The organism is Streptomyces sp. NPDC014623 (assembly GCF_043088245.1).
GTDB lineage: Bacteria > Actinomycetota > Actinomycetes > Streptomycetales > Streptomycetaceae > Streptomyces.
In genome coordinates, this window is sequence record NZ_JBIBZU010000003.1 from 201,498 (window position 1) to 218,556 (window position 17,059).

Annotated in this window: 17 protein-coding genes and 1 riboswitch; of the genes, 9 read left to right on the plus strand and 8 right to left on the minus strand. The window is 73.1% G+C overall.

What is annotated here, in order from left to right:
• Nucleotides 1-2 precede the first annotated feature (2 nt).
• Together thiS and thiO are read right to left on the minus strand one after the other, a co-directional pair.
• Nucleotides 3-236: a sulfur carrier protein ThiS gene (gene thiS, locus ACF1FZ_RS07280; protein WP_391772382.1), complete on the minus strand. Its 234-nt coding sequence runs from the start codon at nucleotides 234-236 to the stop codon at nucleotides 3-5.
• Nucleotides 233-1,453 (minus strand): glycine oxidase ThiO, encoded by a 1,221-nt coding sequence (gene thiO / locus ACF1FZ_RS07285; RefSeq protein ID WP_391772383.1) that lies wholly within the window; start codon nucleotides 1,451-1,453, stop codon nucleotides 233-235. The genes thiS and thiO overlap by 4 nt, the downstream gene beginning before the upstream one ends.
• Nucleotides 1,451-1,563: riboswitch (TPP riboswitch) on the minus strand. Its footprint overlaps the gene before it by 3 nt.
• A gap of 51 nt (nucleotides 1,564-1,614) precedes the next feature.
• Here thiO and ACF1FZ_RS07290 point away from each other — a divergent pair.
• The 6 genes from ACF1FZ_RS07290 (at nucleotide 1,615) to ACF1FZ_RS07315 (ending at nucleotide 6,449) form a co-directional block, all read left to right on the plus strand.
• A complete protein-coding gene (locus ACF1FZ_RS07290) occupies nucleotides 1,615-1,956 on the plus strand; it encodes a hypothetical protein (RefSeq protein WP_391772384.1) in 342 nt (113 codons plus the stop codon).
• Nucleotides 1,957-1,984: 28 nt separating this feature from the next.
• The gene (locus ACF1FZ_RS07295) at nucleotides 1,985-3,226 is read left to right on the plus strand and encodes an NAD(P)/FAD-dependent oxidoreductase (RefSeq protein WP_391772385.1); all 1,242 of its coding nucleotides are present in this window, start codon (nucleotides 1,985-1,987) and stop codon (nucleotides 3,224-3,226) included.
• A 59-nt stretch (nucleotides 3,227-3,285) separates the two neighbouring features.
• Nucleotides 3,286-3,651, plus strand: a complete 366-nt coding sequence (locus ACF1FZ_RS07300; RefSeq protein ID WP_014045440.1) for an Rv2175c family DNA-binding protein — start codon at nucleotides 3,286-3,288, stop codon at nucleotides 3,649-3,651.
• A gap of 146 nt (nucleotides 3,652-3,797) precedes the next feature.
• Nucleotides 3,798-4,448 carry a thiamine phosphate synthase gene (thiE, locus tag ACF1FZ_RS07305; protein WP_391772386.1) on the plus strand — a complete coding sequence of 217 codons (651 nt, stop codon included), beginning with the start codon at nucleotides 3,798-3,800 and terminating at the stop codon, nucleotides 4,446-4,448.
• A gap of 103 nt (nucleotides 4,449-4,551) precedes the next feature.
• Complete coding sequence (gene metF / locus ACF1FZ_RS07310) at nucleotides 4,552-5,469, plus strand: methylenetetrahydrofolate reductase [NAD(P)H] (protein WP_391772387.1); 918 nt, start codon at nucleotides 4,552-4,554, stop codon at nucleotides 5,467-5,469.
• A 50-nt stretch (nucleotides 5,470-5,519) separates the two neighbouring features.
• Nucleotides 5,520-6,449: a hypothetical protein gene (locus ACF1FZ_RS07315; protein WP_391772388.1), complete on the plus strand. Its 930-nt coding sequence runs from the start codon at nucleotides 5,520-5,522 to the stop codon at nucleotides 6,447-6,449.
• Nucleotides 6,450-6,519: 70 nt separating this feature from the next.
• On the opposite strand, the gene ACF1FZ_RS07320 is transcribed toward ACF1FZ_RS07315, so the two are convergent.
• The 5 genes from ACF1FZ_RS07320 to ACF1FZ_RS07340 form a co-directional block, all read right to left on the minus strand.
• On the minus strand, nucleotides 6,520-8,016 hold the full coding sequence (locus ACF1FZ_RS07320; protein WP_391772389.1) for a phytoene desaturase family protein: 1,497 nt from the start codon (nucleotides 8,014-8,016) through the stop codon (nucleotides 6,520-6,522).
• 31 nt (nucleotides 8,017-8,047) lie between these two features.
• Nucleotides 8,048-8,257: a hypothetical protein gene (locus ACF1FZ_RS07325; protein WP_391772390.1), complete on the minus strand. Its 210-nt coding sequence runs from the start codon at nucleotides 8,255-8,257 to the stop codon at nucleotides 8,048-8,050.
• 370 nt (nucleotides 8,258-8,627) lie between these two features.
• Nucleotides 8,628-9,239, minus strand: coding sequence for a TetR/AcrR family transcriptional regulator (locus tag ACF1FZ_RS07330; protein ID WP_391772391.1), 612 nt, complete (start codon nucleotides 9,237-9,239; stop codon nucleotides 8,628-8,630).
• 29 nt (nucleotides 9,240-9,268) lie between these two features.
• A complete protein-coding gene (locus ACF1FZ_RS07335) occupies nucleotides 9,269-11,356 on the minus strand; it encodes a YhgE/Pip family protein (protein ID WP_391772392.1) in 2,088 nt (695 codons plus the stop codon).
• On the minus strand, nucleotides 11,328-12,104 hold the full coding sequence (locus ACF1FZ_RS07340) for an ATP-binding cassette domain-containing protein (RefSeq protein WP_391772393.1): 777 nt from the start codon (nucleotides 12,102-12,104) through the stop codon (nucleotides 11,328-11,330). Before ACF1FZ_RS07340 ends, ACF1FZ_RS07335 begins: the two co-directional genes overlap by 29 nt.
• A gap of 171 nt (nucleotides 12,105-12,275) precedes the next feature.
• Between ACF1FZ_RS07340 and ACF1FZ_RS07345 the strand changes: the two genes are divergently transcribed.
• The 3 genes from ACF1FZ_RS07345 to ACF1FZ_RS07355 all read left to right on the plus strand — a co-directional run bounded on the left by ACF1FZ_RS07345 (nucleotide 12,276) and on the right by ACF1FZ_RS07355 (nucleotide 14,382).
• Nucleotides 12,276-12,815, plus strand: a complete 540-nt coding sequence (locus ACF1FZ_RS07345) for an SAV_6107 family HEPN domain-containing protein (RefSeq protein ID WP_391772394.1) — start codon at nucleotides 12,276-12,278, stop codon at nucleotides 12,813-12,815.
• Between the two features lie 102 nt (nucleotides 12,816-12,917).
• Nucleotides 12,918-13,676 carry a class I SAM-dependent methyltransferase gene (locus ACF1FZ_RS07350; protein WP_391772395.1) on the plus strand — a complete coding sequence of 253 codons (759 nt, stop codon included), beginning with the start codon at nucleotides 12,918-12,920 and terminating at the stop codon, nucleotides 13,674-13,676.
• A 301-nt stretch (nucleotides 13,677-13,977) separates the two neighbouring features.
• Nucleotides 13,978-14,382: a DUF3040 domain-containing protein gene (locus tag ACF1FZ_RS07355; RefSeq protein WP_391772396.1), complete on the plus strand. Its 405-nt coding sequence runs from the start codon at nucleotides 13,978-13,980 to the stop codon at nucleotides 14,380-14,382.
• Nucleotides 14,383-14,633: 251 nt separating this feature from the next.
• Here ACF1FZ_RS07355 and ACF1FZ_RS07360 read toward each other — a convergent pair whose 3' ends face one another.
• Nucleotides 14,634-17,054, minus strand: a complete 2,421-nt coding sequence (locus ACF1FZ_RS07360) for a DUF3488 and DUF4129 domain-containing transglutaminase family protein (RefSeq protein ID WP_391772397.1) — start codon at nucleotides 17,052-17,054, stop codon at nucleotides 14,634-14,636.
• Nucleotides 17,055-17,059 lie beyond the last annotated feature (5 nt).

The window sequence follows — 17,059 nt, forward strand, 5'->3', positions numbered from 1 at the left end:
GATCAGCCTCCCTGAACCGCTGTGAGTATCTCGACACGGTCACCCTCGGCGAGCGCGGTGGCGGACCACCGGCCGCGTGGGACGACGGCCTCGTTGACCGCGGCGGCGACCCCGGAGCGGGCCGTGGTCAGCTCCGTGACGAGGGTGTCCAGAGCGGTGCCGACGGGGACGGACCGCGCTTCCCCGTTGACGAAGACGGCAACGGTGGACGAAGAGGCGGGGACGGGCTGTGTCATACGGGCTGCTCCTGCGGCGTGGGGGCGGTGTCTTCGGGGGAAGGGCGCGGTGAGGTCTCCGGCGAGGCGGCGACGGGGGCGAAGCGGCGCGGTGCGAAGGGGCGGCCGACCTCGGGCAGCTCACCGGTGGTCAGCACGTGGGCCATCACATCGCCGGTGACGGGGGTCAGCAGCACCCCGTTGCGGTGGTGCCCGGTGGCGAGGTGCAGCCCGGGAAGGGCGGTGGGCCCCAGCAGCGGCGCGTTGTCCGGTGAAGCGGGCCGCAGACCGGCCCGGGTCTCCGTCAGCGGCAGTTCGGTGATGCCGGGCACCAGCTCGTGGGCGTCACGCAGCAGCTCGTACACCCCGCCGGCGGTGACCGTGGTGTCCCAGCCCAGTTCCTCGGTGGTCGCACCGACCACCAGCTCACCGTTCGCACGCGGGACCAGGTAGACGTGGCCGCCGCGCACGACGGCCCGCACCGTCCTGCTGAGGAAGGGGGCGTACGCGGGAGGCACGGTCAGCCGCAGCACCTGTCCCTTGACCGGGCGCACCGGCGGCAGCACCGCCCCGGGGAGCCCCTGGAGCCGGCCGCTGAGACTCCCGCCGGCGAGTACCACCTGGCCGGCGGCGAGTTCCGTGCCGTCCGCCAGGGCTGCTCCCGTGGCCCGGCCTCCCGTGACGGAGAGCCGCTGGACCCAGGCGCGGCGGAAGAGCACCCCCGCCCGCTCGCACGCGGTGACCAGCGCCGAGGCCAGCCGCCGGGGGTCCACCTGGTGGTCGCCGTCGACCCGCAGTCCACCGCGCACGCCGGGGGCGAGCATGGGTTCCAGGCGGCGGCACTCGCGGCCGCTGAGCCACTCGGACTCCAGGCCCGAACGCTGTTGCAGGGCGTGCAGCTCCCGAAGATGCGCCCGGTCGTCGGAGTCCAGCGCGACGGACAGGGTGCCGCAGGCGCGGAAGCCGGTCTCCTGCCCGCTCGCCTCCTCCAGCTCGGCCACGAACGCCGGATAGCGTTCGGCGGAGGCGAGGTTGAGGCCGAGGAGCATCTGCTCGCCGTAGTGGAGCTCGGTGACGGCGGCGAGCATCCCGGCCGCGACCTGCGCGGCCCCGCCGCCCGGGCGGGGATCGGCCAGCGTCGTGCGCAGACCCTGCTGGGCCGACCGCCAGGCGGTCACCAGGCCGATGATGCCGCCTCCGACGACCAGGACGTCGGAACTCTCCGCAGAGATACGCATGGGCGTCCAGCCCCTCCCTTCGCCGGCATGACCCGGATCAGGTTCGTACGGTCGGAGGCCGGACAGCCTCCCTCTCAGCCCGGTGCGTCCGGACTCCCGCGAGTGCCTTACGGTGGCCAGCCTAGACCCCACCACCCGCAGTCAGTAAGGGAGCCGTCCCCATGGCCCGTTCACTCGACGGTCTCGTCCTCGCGCCGGTCGCCGACCAGGCCCCCGGACAGGTCGGGACCCGGACCCGGTTCACGTATCACGAGCGGGACGGCCGGATATGGGCCGGGTACACGGGGGGCGACGTCGTACGCGGGCATCTCGTCGGCACCCGGGACGGGGACACCCTGGACTTTCGTTACGTCCAGCTGAAGCAGGACGGGACGACCTCCTCCGGACACTGCGTCTCGGCCGTCACGGAACTCCCCGACGGCCGGGTCCGCCTGGACGAGACCTGGGCGTGGGAGTCCCAGGAGGGCAGCGGGACGAGCGTGGTCGAGGAGCTCGCGAAGTGACGCGGCGTCAGGTGGCTAGGGTGGACGGGTGAGCGAGCAGACACAGCACCTTGCAGCGGGACACCGGTCGCGGGGCGTCGTGATCGTGGGCGCCGGCATGGCAGGTGTGCAGACGGCCGTGGCCCTGCGCGAACAGGGCTTCACGGGCCCCGTCACCCTGATCGGCGCCGAGCCGCACCAGCCCTACGACAGACCGCCCCTCTCCAAGGCGGTCCTGCTCGGCAAGGCGGAGGACTCCGCCTTCGACGTCGACTTCGAAGCCCTGGACATCACGCTGCGCCTGGGGCTCGACGTGACCGGCCTGCGCGCCGGCGCCCATGAGCTGGACACCCCTCAGGGGCCCGTCGCCTACGACGTGCTGGTCCTCGCCACCGGAGCGGAACCCGTCGCGCTGCCCGGTTCCGAGGGTGTACCCGGCGTCCACCTGCTGCGTACCCTCGACGACGCCGCCCGGCTGCGGCCCGTCCTGGAGCGGCAGCACGACGTGGTCGTCGTCGGAGCGGGCTGGATCGGCGCCGAGTTCGCCACCGCCGCCCGTGCGGCCGGCTGCGCGGTCACCGTCGTCGAGGCCGCGGACCGCCCCCTCGCGGGCACGATGCCCGCCGAGGTCGCCGCTCCGATGGCCGGCTGGTACACCGGGAGCGGGGCCGAACTCCTCACCGGCGCCCGGGTCGCACGCGTGGAACAGGGCGCGGTCCACCTGGCCGACGGCCGGACGGTCCCCGCCGGGGCGGTGGTCGTGGGCATCGGCGCCCGGCCCGCCACCGCCTGGCTCGCGGGTTCGGGCATCGCACTCGGTCCGGACGGCTCGGTCACCGCGGACAGCTCGCTGCGCACCTCCCTGCCCGATGTCCACGCGGTGGGCGACTGCGCCTCCTTCCCGTCCGCCCGCTACGGGCAGCGGCTGCTGGTCCACCACTGGGACAACGCGCTCCAGGGGCCCCGGACGGTCGCCGCCGCCCTCACGGAAGGCGCGCCCAGGACGTACGACCCGGTGCCCTACTTCTGGTCCGAGCAGTTCGGGCGCTTCGTCCAGTACGCCGGCCATCACGCCGGTGCCGACACGATGCTGTGGCGGGGCGACCCCGCGGACCCGTCCTGGACGGTCTGCTGGCTGAGGCAGGGGGTCCTGGTCGCCCTGCTGGCGGTCAGCAGGCCCCGCGACATGGCGCAGGGCCGCAAGCTCGTCGAGGCCGGGGCGCGGATCGACGCGGCGCGGGCCGCCGACTCCTCCGTGCCGCTGAAATCGGCGGCGCTCCGGGGGCGGTGACGGCCCCGTACGGTCGGCCCGGGTACCGGCTGCCGGTCCGGGATGGCACGCTTGTCCTTGTGACCGAGATTGACGCAAAGATCGATGCTCTCGTCCCCGCCTGGCTCCACCTTCCCGACATCGCGGAAATGCTCGATGTCGAGGTGACGCGCGTACGGCAGCTGGTCAAGGAAGGCCAGCTCATCGCCGTGCGACGTGGTGAGAACCGGACGCTCCAGGTGCCTGCCGCCTTCATCGACGGCAACAAGGTGGTCAAGGGGCTCGCAGGGACCCTGACGCTCCTGAGGGACGACGGCTACAACGACGAAGAGATGCTGGACTGGCTCTTCACCCCCGACCCGACCCTGCCCGGCACCCCCGCGCAGGCCCTGAGCGAGAATCGCGGTACGGAGGTGAAGCGCCGGGCCCAGGCGCTCGCTGTCTGACCGGACGACCGTGAGCGGGGTGCGGACCGTGGCACACGCGGCCCGCACCCCGCCGTCCCCGGGCCGCCGGCACGGCGGTCCGTCCACGTGCCGGACGATTCGCCGCCGCACGAATGATCCATCGACGTACCGACGGGGGAACCATCATGTCCACGCCTCGCACCCGGCTCTCCGGCGCCCGGCTCTATCTGTGCACGGACGCCCGCAAGCGGCAGGGCGATCTCCCCGAGTTCCTCGACGCCGTGCTGTCCAGCGGGGTGGACGTCGTGCAGTTGCGGGACAAGGGCATGGAGGCGGCCGAGGAGCTCGAACACCTCGCGGTCTTCGCCGACGCCTGCAAGCGCCACGGCGCGCTCCTCGCGGTGAACGACCGGGCCGACGTCGCGCATGCCATCGGCTCCGACGTGCTGCACCTGGGCCAGGGCGACCTGCCGGTCCCCGCCGCCCGCGCCGTGATCGGCGGCGACGCGGTGATCGGCCGCTCCACCCACGCCGAGGCCGAGGTCGACGCGGCCGTCGCCGAGGAGGGGACCGACTACTTCTGCACGGGCCCCTGCTGGCCCACTCCGACCAAGCCGGGCCGGTACGCCCCGGGCCTCGGCCTCGTGCGGTACGCCGCCTCGCTCGGCACGGCACGGCCGTGGTTCGCCATCGGGGGGATCGACGCCGGCAACCTGGACGAGGTGCTGGACGCCGGCGCACGTCGCGTCGTCGTCGTGCGGGCGATCACCGAGGCGGAGGACCCGGCCGCGGCGGCCGCCTCCCTCGCGCGGCGCATCCGGGCCCACGCCGTCTGAACCGGACGGGGGGCGTGTCCGAAGGATGGACAAAGCCCCTCTCATTCCGGGCAATTCCACCCCTCCGGTTGGGGGAGCGCCGGGCCCTGGTTAACCTCCCGGTATGGCCCTTGGCACACCTTCCACCAGGACAGATCACGCGCGCACCGTGCGTGACCTGCTCGCGACCGGCGAGACGTCGTTCTCGTTCGAGTTCTGGGCGCCCAAGACCGAGAAGGGCGAGCGGAATCTGTGGAACGCCCTGCGCCGTGTCGAGGCGGTGGGGCCGAGCTTCGTCTCCGTGACGTACGGGGCGGGCGGTTCGACCCGTGCCGGGACGGTGCGGGCGACCCAGCAGATCGCCGCGGACTCCACGCTCACCCCGGTCGCGCACCTCACCGCGGTCGACCACTCCGTCGCCGAGTTGCGCAACATGGTCGGGCAGTACGCCGACGCGGGTATCCGCAACATCCTCGCGGTGCGCGGGGACCCGCCCGGCGACCCGATGGGGGAGTGGGTCGAGCATCCCCAGGGTGTGCGGTACGCGGCGGACCTCGTCCGGCTGATCAAGGAAGCCGGAGATTTCTGCGTCGGCGTCGCGGCCTTCCCCGAAATGCATCCTCGGTCCACCGACTGGGACACCGACATCGCTCATTTCGTGGACAAGTGCCGCGCCGGTGCCGACTATGCGATCACCCAGATGTTCTTCCATCCGGAGAACTATCTGCAGATGCGTGACCGTCTCGTCGCTGCGGGTTGCGACACCCCGGTCATTCCCGAGGTGATGCCCCTCACCAGCGTGAAACAACTGGAGAGATTCGCGCAGCTCAGCAACGCGTCCCTGCCTTCCTCACTGGAAGAGCGCATCCTCGCCGCAAAGGACGACCCGGCCGCTGTACGCTCCATTGGCATCGAGTTCGCCACGGAGTTCTGCGCGAAACTGCTCTCCGAGGGTGTCCCGGGGCTGCACTTCATCACGCTCAACAACTCGACGGCGACACTCGAGATCTACGAGAATCTCGGACTGCACAAGCAGTCGTGACCGGCCGTACCCGCCACCGACCGGGGCGGTGGCCGTAGGAGGGGGCGGGCATGGGCTGGACGGTCCTCTACATCGCATTCGGCATAGTGGCGTTGTGGCTGCTGGGCGAGGTGCTTCTGCAGTACAAGGCGCGTCTGCGGTGGCGGCTGCTCGCCTTCGCCGGCTTCCTCGGTGTGGTCCTCGGCGTCCTGATCCCCTCCGTGCCGGTGATCATCATCGGGGCGATCGCCTTCGCGACCGGCCAGACGTATGTGACGCTCTCCTTCAGGCGCGGCTTCTCCACGGGGTGGGCCATAGGCGGCAGCCCCGGTGAGAGCCGCCGTCGCCGGGGAGCGGGCGGCCCGGACGTCCAGAAGCCCGTACTCGAGGTCTCCGGCCTGGAGTACGGGGAAGCCCCCCAGCAGGCGGAGGCCGCCCCCTCGGCGGTCTACGAGCCCGAGCCGCTGCCGGACGACACCGGGCAGTACGGCGTCTACACCGACCCCGCGCCGGCCGGCGGCGGTGACCGGCACGACCAGCAGGGCGAACAGCAGCCGCAGTACACCGCCTACGACCCGTACACCGGCTACGGCCGGCCGGCCGGCCAGGACCCCTACAGCGGTCAGGGCGGACACCAGCCCCAGGACACGTACCAGGGGCAGGACACATACCAAGGCCAGGGCGCCTACGCGGGCGGGTACGACTACGGCACGGACCAGGCGGGCCATGCCGCGTGGTCCGACCCCCACTTCGGCACGGCCACGGGCGCCGGGCAGCACACCGCATACGACGGCTACGGCGACGACCCCGCCTACGGCGCCGGACAGCAGCCCGCGGACCCGTACTCCGGGCAGTACACCGACACCCCGCCGGGCGGGGTCTGGGTGCCGCAGCAGCGGGAGAGCGATCAGTACCCCCCGATGCCGCCGGAGGCCCCCGTCCGGCCCGCCCCGTACGGAGACGGGTACGACACCGGCCAAAACGGGCAGCACCGCTACTGAGGCCCGCGCGGCCGGCCCGCCCCGCAGGCCGGCCGCAGGCGCCCGGCTCGGCCGCGGCGTCCCCTGCCGCTCACTGCGAGCCCCGGAAGCCGTCGCCCTCCACGACGAGTCCGGCGACCAGGGCCCCCGACATCCCGGCGTGCGCCGGCCCGCCGCCCGGATGCGACCAGCCGCCCGCCAGATACAGCCCCGGCAACGGGGTGCGGTTCCCCGGGTGCAGATACGCTCCCTCCGCCCCGGCCAGGGCCGGAGCCGGCACCGAACCGCCCTCGGCGCCCGTCTCCGCCGCGGTCTCGGCGGGCGTACGCACCTCGGCGTGCAGAATCCGCTCGCGCAGACCGGGGAGGGCCTCGGCGGCCCGGCCGATCACCGCGTCCGCGAACCGCTCGCGCAGTGCCGCGTCCGTCCAGTCGACCGGGCCGTGCGGCGCCACCGTGACCGTCAGGGTCACCGCCTCGTGGCCGTCGTCGGGGCGGGTGGCCGGATCGTCCGGGCGCAGCACCGTCACCGTCGGCCGCTCCGCCGTCCGGCCCCCGAACACCGCCTCCTGTTCCGCCCCGGGGTCGGTGGTGTGCACCACGGTCCGGTGCACGGCGCCGGCCTCCCGGGCGCCCCGCAGCGAGAGCAGGACGAGGAAGCGGCCCGGCACCGGAGCTTTCCGTTCCCCGGCGGGCCACTCGTGCCGCCCCGGAAGGATGCCGGGGGCCGGCCGCGCGCCCAGGACCACGTGATCGGCCTCCACGCTCGACCCGTCGGCCAGTTCGATGCCCGCCGCCCGCCCGTCCCTCTCGGACACCCGGACCGCCTCGGCGCCGAAGACGAACTCCACCCTGCGGGCCAGACACCGCTCGTACACCGCGTCGGCCAGGGCACGCATGCCGTCGGCGACGTACCAGCTCCCGAACGTCTCCTCCATGTACGGCAGCAGCGCGGCGGCGGCCGGAGCGCGGCGCGGGTCCAGCCCGTAGGACAAGGCGTACCCGTCGAGCAGGGCGGCCAGCCGGGGGTCCGCCAGCTCCCAGGCGCCCACCTCCGCCAACGTCCCCGCCTGCCGGGCGGCGCGCAGCAGCCTGCGCCGTCGTACCGCGGGGTAGGGATCGCGGCCCAGCATCTGCCGGTCCTCGGGCAGCGGCTCCTCCAGCAGTGGCCTGCGCGACCTGTTCCAGGCCTCCCTCGCCCGGTCCAGGAAGTCCCCCCACCGTGCCCCGGTCCCCTCACCGAGTGCCCGGTCCAGCGCCCTGGTCACCCCGGCCCGTGAGGCGTTGGGAAGCGACACCTCGGTGCCGTCCGCGAAGAGGTGACGGCTCGCCGGGTCGACCTGGGTGAGCGTGACGCACTGCTCCAGGCTTTCCTTGCCCGTCTTCACGAACAGGTCGCGGTAGACCGCGGGCAGATGCAGCAGCCCGGGGCCGGTGTCGAAGACGAAGCCGTCATGGGTGAACCGGCCGAACGAGCCGCCGTGGGTCTGCGACCGCTCGTACACCGTCACCCGGTGGCCTGCCACGGAGAGCCGGGCGGCCGCCGCCATCGCGCCTGCCCCGGCGCCGATCACCGCAATTCGTGCCATGGCAGTGACCCTAAAGGGTGTCGCCGGCCGTTCATCCGTGAGGGCGGCACCCGCTCGCCCCGGCCGGACTCCCCTTCTCGCGGCGCTGCGGCCCGCGGTGCGGGAAGCGGAGGATCCGGGAGGCCGGGAAGAGCGGTACCGCCGGGCCGAGCAGCAGGAGGGCCCTGGCGGTGACGGCCACGGCCACCGGGCCGTATCCCGCGAAGGTGATGAGTCCGGCGGCCCGGCCGCCCGTGGACACCGGCGGGAGCACGGAGACGGACGCGGCCGTGTCCGGCCGGGGAGACGCCCGGGTGGGCCCTGCCGCCCAGCTCTGAGTACTCCTACCCAGTGCGGCAGATGAGTAGGGAAGCGGATGGGCCCTCACCTGGGCGGACGGAAGAGTGGAGACCACGGAAGGGGCGCGGTGCCAGGACCGCCGGCACGGGGCGGCGGAACGGCGCGGCACCCCGGACGTAACGGGGGCGCACGACGGGGAGCTCCGGGACCACGGGGGACACGGGGTCACGGGGGAGGGCTCCGCGGCGGCACGGGACGCCGGCCCGGTGGAATTCGGGGGGATCGAATTCCACCGGGCCGGCGTTTTCCGCGTACGGGCGGGGAAGTCCGGCTCAGCGTCCGCCGACCCGGCCGTGCAGCAGCAGGGACAAGGCGGAGTGGACGTCGTCGATCGTCCGCTCGGGCTGGAACGCCTGCCAGTCGAGGGCCGCCACCAGGACCATCCCCACCAGTGCGGCGGCCGTCAGCTGGATGTCGATCTCCTCACTGAGCTCGCCGTCCGCGACACCTTCCCGGAGCACACCCTCGACCACGGCCACGGCCTCCTGGCGCAGTACCAGGAGGGTCGACTGCCAGGCACGGTTGGTGCGCCAGAGTTCGGCGACGTACAGCTGGGTGAAGGCAGGGTAGCGGTCGATGAAGACCAGACCGGCCCTGACCATCGCGTCCAGTGCCTCCACACGGGTGCCGCCGCGTGCGTCCGTCGCGTCGGCGGCGGAACGCAGCGACTGCGTGAGCAGCCCGACGCCGTGCCGCAGCAACTCCTCGAACAACTCGGTCTTGCTCTTGAAGTTGTAGTAGACCGTGCCCTTGGCGACCCCGGCGCGCTCGGCGATCTCGTCCACCGTCGTCGCGGAGAAGCCCTTCTCCGCGATGAGGGTCACCGCCGCCTCGTAGAGCTTCTGCCGGGTGACCTGGCGGCGTGTGGTGCTACTGCTGTCCATACGCACGATTCTCACAGGTTCCGGCGCGGTCACAGACTCAGCTCCGGGTGCAGCCGCTCCAGTGTCCACACCTGTTTGCGCCGTGCGGACAGGGCCGTCAGCGCCAGTGCGCCCACGGTGAAGGCCAGCAGCACGGCGCAGCCCTGCCAGACCGGAGCGAGCCCGCCGCCCGTGATCAGCCGCCGCAGCCCGTCCACGACGTAGGTCATCGGCAGACAGGGGTGGACCGCCCCGAAGAAGCCCGGACTGGTCTGCACGGGATAGGTGCCACCGGCCGAGGTCAGCTGGAGCATCAGCACCGCCAGGACGAGGATCCGCCCCGCCGCGCCGAAGCGGGCGTTGAGCCACTGCACGATCGCGGCGAAGCAGCAGGTCACCAGGGCCAGGAAGCCGATGGTGCCGGCGGCGTGCGCCATCTGCAGGCCGAGCTGCCAGTGCAGCACCGACATCAGGGCGGCGACCTGGAGGAGGCCCGTCGCGGCGACGGGCAGCCAGCCCGCGACGGCGATGCGCCAGGCCGGAGCCCCGGCCGCGAGCGCCCGGCGGTTGAGCGGCTGGATCAGCATGTACGCCACCATCGCGCCCACCCACAGGGAGAGCGGGATGAAGTACGGGGCGAAGCCGGTGCCGTAGTTGGGTGCCGCGTGCAGCGAGGAGGAGGCCAGCTGCACGGGGTCGGCCATGACACCGGTCCGGGCGTCGCGGTCCTTCTTGTCGTAGTCGGGGATCCTGCCGACCCCGTCGTTCAGCCCCTGGGCGAGCGTGGCCGAACCGTCACCCAGCCGGTACAGCCCGCTCTTCAGGGTCTTGGCACCCGACTTGAGCTTCTTGACACCGGTGTCCAGGTCCGCGGCCCCCGTCCTGGCGGTCCCGAGGCCGGTGTGGAGTGCGTCGGCGCCCTTGGCCACCTTGTGCGCGCCGGTGTTGAGGGCGTTGATCCTCGACACGGCGGACTCCAGGTCCGAGTCCAGATGCGGCGAGCGCTTCGCCAGGGCGTCGGCCTGCTTCTCCAGGGTGGTCAGCTGGGTGCGCAGCTTCGCCAGATCGCCCTTCTGGTTCGTGACCAGCGCGTTCACGTCGTCGGCCACCTTGACGACATCCGCCGCCGCGGTCTTGGCGCGCTCCAGTTGCGGGCAGACACCCGGGTCCGGCAGCGGCTGCTCCTCGCAGCGGGCGCGGTGGACCTCGGCCAGGTCGTCGGAGGCCGTGTGGGCCGCGGCCGAGGCCGTGGGCGCCGCCTCGGCCAGCAGGTCGAGGTTGTCCCGTACGGCCTTCGAGGAGTCGGCGACCAGCCGGGCGGTGTCCCCGACGGCCTTGCCGTTGTCCTTCAGGAAGGGGCGGACGTCCGCGGCGACCCCGTTGACCTTGTCCGCGAGCAGCTGGGTGCCGCCGGCGACCTGCCGGGATCCCGTCTCGAGGTCGCCGGCGCCCTTGTTCAGCCTGGTGATGCCGGTGGAGAGCGTGCCGCTGCCCGACTTGGCGTCCTTGAGGCCGTCCGCGAGGTCCTTGGAGCCCTTCTTCGCCTTCGTGAGGCCGCTCTCGAGGTCGCCGGCACCCTTGGCCGCCTTCGCGGTCGCGTCGTGCAGTCCCGAGAAATCGATGAAGATCCGGTCCAGGAAGCCGCGTGAGGCCTTCGCGGACGCGGCACTGCGGACCTCGGCGAAGACGGTCCTGGAGATCTGCCCGACGATGTAGTTGTTGGCGTCGTTCGTCCGCACCCGCAGGGCGCCGGTGGAGGGGGAGTCCCCGGCGCTCGACGCGATCCGCTCGCTGAAGTCCGACGGCATGGTCAGCGAGAGGTAGTACGTCCCGTCCTCCATACCCCTCTCGGCCTCGGCGGAGCCGACCTCGTGCCAGTCGAAGACCTTGGAGCCGAGCAGCCGGGCGGCGATCTCGTCCCCGGCCGAGAGGCGTTCCCCCCCGGTGGTCGCGCCCTTGTCCTCGTTGACGAGCGCCACGGGAATGCGGTCGAGCCGTCCGTACGGGTCCCAGAAGGACCAGAGGTAGAGGGCCCCGTACAGCAGGGGCAGCAGGAGGAGTGCCACGAGCGCGGCACGCGGCATCCGGCCCCTGCCGAACCGCCGCAGTTCAAGAGCGGCCAGTTTCGGCGATCGCATCGGCCGTCCCCTTCCCGGTCGTCGTGTCGCCGGCGGGTGCGGCCGGGCCGGCCTCCGGACGGGTGCGTACGGTGAGCGCGTCCTCGGGAGCCTCGCTGCACACCGCCAGCACGGTGGTCCCGCCGGCCGTGAGCGTGCGCAGGAGTTCCCAGGCCAGGTGCCGGTCCGTGGCGGAGAGCTTGAGGTCGGTGTCGTCCACGGCGAGGAGCCGGGGGCGGCCCATGAGGGCGAGGGCGACGGAAAGGCGCAGGGCTTCCAGGCGCTCCAGGTCACGCACGGAGGTCCGCTCGGCCTTGGGCAGGACCGCGGGATCGAGTCCCGCGGCCTCCAGCGCGGTGTCGATCACCGCTCGCGCCGTGGCGGCGCGCTCGGCGCGGGGGCGCAGCAGGGAGCGCGGCGAACCGTCGAACCGGCGTCGCAGCAGGGCCCGTTCCCGCAGATGTTCGGCGACGGTGAAGGAAGGGTCCAGCTCGCTGACCCCGGGGACCGGACCCAGCGCGCTGAACGCGCGTACGGCGGCGAGCCGCCCGGGCAGGCGCTCGCCACCGGCCTCGGCGTGGCCGTGCGTGGAACGCATCCGCCCGGTGAGCGCGAGCAGCAGACACGTACGGCCCGAGCCGGAAGGGCCCTCGACGGCGACGAGCGAACCGGGGCCGGCGGTGAAGCCCACCCCTCGGAAGGCCCAGCCGCGCGGACCCTTCAGTCCGAAGTCCTCGGCGCTCAGCGCCGCCCCGTGCGGGCTCTCCACGATCCCACCCCCCTCTCTTTTGAACTGACCAGTCAGTGCAAAAAACTAACCCGTACTCACGCTCGAAGCAAAACGCCTGGTCAGGGAGGTTTCCTGAGGGATTGTCAGTGGTGCCCCTCACGATGGATGCATACGGCCACGGAGCCGTCACACGACGACAGGAGGTTCGTCATGGCCAGCTCGTCCGCAGCAGCCGCCCCGCGGCGCCGCGCAGGCAGCCCTGCCCCCTCACTGACCGGTCCGGCAACCGACGTCCACCCCGTGCTGCGCCGCGCCTCGGCGCCGCCCGCCGCACTCGATCTGCTCGCCCAGGCCCACGCCGGACTGGACGAGGCCGCCGTCCTGGACGTGCCCAACGAGCGGTACGCCACCGCACACCTCGCCGCGCTGCGCACTGCGGCCGCCGTGCTCGCGGCACGCGGCCGGCCCGAGACCAGCAGGCGCCGCAGGGAGCGGATCCGCAGCGCCTGGGAGGTCCTTCCGGAGATCGCGCCGGAACTCACCGAATGGAGCGCCCTGTTCGCCTCCGGTGCCGGGCGCAGGGCCCGTGCGGAGGCGGGCATACCCGGCGCGGCCACCAGCCGCGACGCCGACGACCTGCTGCGCGACGCGGCCATGTTCCTGCGTCTGGTCGAGCGGCTGCTGGTCCTCCAGCCCGTCCTCCCGCCGGCCCGGCGGGACGGCCCCGGACGGCGGACCGAGGCGGAGTGACCGCGTGGGCGGTGCGAGGCAATAGGGTGGAGACCACCCGTATCACCTGCACCGTTCACGCTCCGCCGTCCGTGGCGGCACCGTGCCGAGGAGTCAACTGCCGTGTCGGACCAGCTGCGCCCCCGTGCCTCCCTCCGTACCGCCGTGGTCTGGGAGGTCCTCAAGGACGCTCTCGAGCGCCGGGCCGAGGTGACCGGCAGGGAGGCCCTGGACGTACTGGACACCGGCGGCGGTACGGGCAACTTCGCCGTGCCCGTCGCCCGGCTCGGCCACCGGGTGACCGTCGTCGACCCCAGCCCGAACGCCCTGTTCGCTCTGGAGCGCCGCGCCGAGGAGGCCGGCGTCGCCGACCGGGTCCGGGGCGTCCAGGGGGACATCCTCGGCCTGTTCGAGGTGGCGGACCGCGCCGGTTACGACGCGGTCCTGTGCCACGGCGTCCTGGAGTACGTGGACGACCCCGCCGAAGGCGTACGGAACGCGGCCGACGCGCTCCGCCCGTCCGGTGCGCTCAGCCTGCTCGGCGCGGGGCTCGGCGGGGCCGTCCTGGCCAGGGCGCTCGCCGGACACTTCACCGAGGCCAGGCAGGCGCTGACGGACCCCGCCGGGCGCTGGGGCGACGGCGACCCCGTGCCCCGCAGGTTCACCGCCGGCCAGCTGGCCGCACTGGCCGACGCCGCAGGCCTCGAGGTGGGCGCGGTCCACGGGGTGCGGATCTTCGCCGACCTCGTGCCGGGCGCTCTCGTGGACACCGAACCGGGTGCGATGGAAGAGCTCCTCAAGCTGGAAGCGGCCCTCGCGGAACTGCCGGCCTTCCACTCCGTGGCGACCCAGCTGCACGTTCTGGCGGAGAAGCGCGCCTGACCCACCGGGGTGCCACGGCCGGAGCGCGCCGTGAAAGCGGCAACGGCACGGCTGATCAGCAACGCAGCTGCAGACGGAGTACAGCCGGGAGCACCCGGTCGCGCCGCGGGCCCCGTATGATCGGGTGACACCATCCGGCATGACGGATCGGAGGTCGGGGAATCTACGCCTCAGCAGCCGAGCCGAAATGGCGGTCCGGACTGGCTATGGCTAGAGGGCGGGTTTCACGGGGGCGAATCCCTGCCTATCCTGGAAGGGCCGCATACCGGTCGCCCCCGCGGCCGACGACGAGGAGGACTCCGTGCCGCTCTCGGAGCACGAGCAGCGCATGCTCGAGCAGATGGAGCGAGCGCTGTACGCCGAAGATCCCAAGTTCGCTACAGCGCTTGAGGGAAGCAGGCTGCGCAGGTACACCCGGCGACGGGTCTACCAGGCGGTAGCCGGTTTCCTGGTGGGTATCGCGCTCCTCATGGCCGGGATGGTCTTCCAGCAGACCTGGGTCAGTGTGGCGGGATTCCTCGTCATGCTGGGCTGTGCCGTGCTGGCGGTCACCGGGTGGCGCAAAGCGCCGAAGCCCGGTGAGCAGCAACCGGCGGAGAGCGCGAGCGGGGGCGGAGGCGAACGCCGACACCCCAGGCAGAGCCGGTCGATGATGAACCGGATCGAACAGCGGTGGCAGCGCCGCCGCGACGAACAGGGCCAGTGAGCTTTCCGCCTCCCGGCCGGCGGCGGGCAGCCACCGGCTCCGGACGCGGACCGCGCAGACCGAGAACGTGACGCTGTGCCTCACAGGTGAGGGGCGGTCGCTGCACAGCGACCGCCCCTCACGCGTCTCTCCGTACACCCTGTACCCACCGTGGATCCGGCCGGCGGACTGGACCCGAGGGCTGTCCTGGAAGGCCCTGGGACGGGGTACGGACCGGTTCCGGGGGCCGGCCGGCCCCCGGGACCAGGGATTCAGCCCTGCTCCCGTGACGGGCGGCGCAGCCGCGTCGCCCAGCGGTCGAGCCCTGCCCGGACCGACCACCGGCGGCCGAGTTCCGCCCGGCGTTCCGAGAGGGCCCAGATCACCCGGACGGCCGAACGGGGCGCGAGCGTCGCCCGCAGTCCGCCCCAGCGGCCCGCCGAGGCCCGCAGCCCCGCCCGGACATCCCGCACGTCCCCGGCCGGTGCGGGCACCGCCCCCGGCTCGGGTGCGTAGAGCACCTGCTCCACCGCACCGGCCACGCGGTGGACCGCGGCGGCCGAGGGCCCATCGAGGCCTCCCAGCCGTACGACACGCGCCGCGGCCTTACGGGGGGTCTGCGACTCGTCCGGCGCGATGCCGTGATCCCAGGCCGTATCGGTGATCTCCTGCCAGGCCGCCATCACCCCGGCAGCGGCATCAGCGGCCGTACGCCCCCCGGAGGAGCCGAGCCGCCGCCCGCGGGCCCGGATCCGCCAGAGCATCGGTGCCAGGGGGAGTGTGAGCAGCAGCAGGGCGCCGAGCACCCACAGCACCGCCGTGCCCGCAGGGGTCCCCGGATCGGCGGAAGCCGGCGCCCCGGGAGCCGTGGACGCACCGCACTCACCCTGCTGACGCATCTGGGCGGGGCAGGACTCCGAGACGGAAGGGGCGGCCGTGGGCGCCGCGGAGGCATCGTCCGTCGGCAGCGCGGGATCACTGGGGCCCTGTGAGGGCGCGTCCGGCCGGGTGTACGCCGGGGTGCTGCCCCGGGACGGTGTCGGTTCGAAACGGGTCCAGCCCACGCCCTCGAAGTACAGCTCGGGCCAGGCGTGCGCGTCCCGCAGCCCGACCGACACCGAACCGTCCGCCTGGGCCGTGCCCGGCGTGAAGCCCACCGCGACCCGGGCCGGAATGCCCAGGGTCCTGGCCATCGCGGCCATCGTGAAGGAGAAGTGGACGCAGAAGCCCTCCTTGTCCCTCAGGAACCGCTCGACCGCCGCGGTGCCGGTGCCCGACGCCACCGTCGTGTCGTACCGGAAACCGCCTTCCGAGGCGAACCAGTCCTGCAGCCTCACCGCCCGCTCGTAGTCGTCGGCGGCGCCTGCGGTCACCTGCTCGGCGGTCTCCTCGACCACGGCGGGCAGCGACGGTGGAACCCGCGTGTACTCACGGACCAGGCCCGGCCCCGGTTCCCCCGACGCGGCGAGCTGATCGGCCGTCGGCTCCACCACCAGACTGCTGACCTCGTACCGGGCGCCGCGCGTCGTCTGGCCGTCGTCGCCGACGAGGGTGCGCCCCTCGGGCTCGTACCGCCAGCGACCCTTGACGTCCACCTCGCTCGCCGGATAGGGGAGCGGAAGATACGTCTGCTGGTAGGCGCGGGACGCCGAGATGTTCGTCCGGATCTCGGTGACGGCGACGTCCCCGCCCAGCCCTGCCGGCCGCGGCAGCCTGTCCGGGACGTCCCTCAGCGTGCGGGTCGACGGACGCCATTCTCCGCCGCTGAATTCGTCCAGAGCCAGGATGCGCAGGTAGAAGTCCTGAGGGCTCCCGGAGTCGGTGCGGTACGACATCACCTCACGGTTCTCCGGCTGATTGAGGTTGTCCTGCAGCGAGACCAGCGGGTTCACCGCGGAGATGGTGCCTCCGCCGCCTCCCCCGCCCGGTCCGCCGCCCGTGCCGTCCAGCAGCCCGCCGTCCAGGGCGGGCAGGGCCGCGGGCACCGCGAGCGCGATGCCCAGCGCCACCACGCCGATGCGCCGGCCCGTACGGACCGGTGCCAGGGCGCGCCCGGATCCCTCCAGTCCGGCCGCCAGACCGCCCGACGTGCGCGACACGCCACCGAAGACCCGGCCCCACCGGGACAGCCGGTCGCGGCCCTCGGCCAGCAGGAGGAGCAGGTAACCGCACGCCGCGAGCAGGAACCAGAGCCATCCCGCCCCGCCGTCGGAGAGCCCGGCGGCGACCGAGTAGAGCGCGAGCAGTGGCAGACCGGCCGCAGCGGCGGCGCGGGAGGTCACCGCGAGGACGTCCACGGCGAGCCCGATCAGCAGCACCCCGCCGATCAGCATCAGCCGGATACCGTCCGTGGCCGGCGCGGGAATGGCGTACCGGCTGACGTCGTCGGCGCCCGCGGTCAGCAGTTCGGCGAGCCGCTGGACCGCCCCGGGGCCGGGGAGCACACCGAACAGGGCGTGCCCCCTGGCGAACGCCGCGGTCAGCGCCAGCAGGGTGACGAGTACCTGGAGCGAGACCGTCAGGACGCGTGCCAGGCGCATCCGGCGTGCGAGCACTCCCGCGCCGCTCTGGAGGGCCAGCAGGAACGCGGCCTGCAGGACCCACTTCGACGTCTCGACCAGGGGCAGCAGAGCCCCGGCCGCCAGCATCGTGGCCGCGAAGGCGCACAGCGCCAGTCGGGTACGCCCGCTCATGACCA

Excerpts from the sequence above, each read along its gene's own strand:
- ACF1FZ_RS07345 (WP_391772394.1), top strand. The coding sequence starts at position 12,276 with ATGGCCAGCTCGTCCGCAGCAGCCGCCCCGCGGCGCCGCGCAGGCAGC.
- ACF1FZ_RS07360 (WP_391772397.1), bottom strand. The coding sequence starts at position 17,054 with ATGAGCGGGCGTACCCGACTGGCGCTGTGCGCCTTCGCGGCCACGATG.
- metF (WP_391772387.1), top strand. The coding sequence starts at position 4,552 with ATGGCCCTTGGCACACCTTCCACCAGGACAGATCACGCGCGCACCGTG.
- thiO (WP_391772383.1), bottom strand. The coding sequence starts at position 1,453 with ATGCGTATCTCTGCGGAGAGTTCCGACGTCCTGGTCGTCGGAGGCGGC.
- thiE (WP_391772386.1), top strand. The coding sequence starts at position 3,798 with ATGTCCACGCCTCGCACCCGGCTCTCCGGCGCCCGGCTCTATCTGTGC.
- ACF1FZ_RS07315 (WP_391772388.1), top strand. The coding sequence starts at position 5,520 with ATGGGCTGGACGGTCCTCTACATCGCATTCGGCATAGTGGCGTTGTGG.
- ACF1FZ_RS07290 (WP_391772384.1), top strand. The coding sequence starts at position 1,615 with ATGGCCCGTTCACTCGACGGTCTCGTCCTCGCGCCGGTCGCCGACCAG.
- thiS (WP_391772382.1), bottom strand. The coding sequence starts at position 236 with ATGACACAGCCCGTCCCCGCCTCTTCGTCCACCGTTGCCGTCTTCGTC.
- ACF1FZ_RS07330 (WP_391772391.1), bottom strand. The coding sequence starts at position 9,239 with ATGGACAGCAGTAGCACCACACGCCGCCAGGTCACCCGGCAGAAGCTC.
- ACF1FZ_RS07320 (WP_391772389.1), bottom strand. The coding sequence starts at position 8,016 with ATGGCACGAATTGCGGTGATCGGCGCCGGGGCAGGCGCGATGGCGGCG.
- ACF1FZ_RS07335 (WP_391772392.1), bottom strand. The coding sequence starts at position 11,356 with ATGCGATCGCCGAAACTGGCCGCTCTTGAACTGCGGCGGTTCGGCAGG.